Raw genomic sequence first — 239 nt, forward strand, 5'->3', positions numbered from 1 at the left:
GGTGACAACAGTTGGTAGTGACGGTGTCATCAACGCTGCTCCATTCAGCTATTTTAATGTTGCCAGTATTGAGCCGATGATGGTTTCAATCGCTGTCATGCGCAAGCCAGGGAGTCTCATGAAGGATACGGCCAGAAACATTCAGGAGACGGGAGAGTTTGTCGTCAATATGGTCGATGTCTACAACGTCGATGTGATGAATCAAACATCTGCCGACTATCCTTCGACTGTCAGTGAAG

Annotated in this window: 1 protein-coding gene; it reads left to right on the forward strand. The window is 47.7% G+C overall.

Annotation, left to right across the window (positions count from 1 at the left end; all coding sequences use genetic code 11):
* A partial coding sequence (locus SB775_RS33475) for a flavin reductase family protein (RefSeq protein ID WP_410865610.1) occupies positions 1 to 239 on the forward strand: 239 nt, incomplete at both ends.

The sequence above is a fragment of the Peribacillus sp. SIMBA_075 genome, assembly GCF_046534585.1.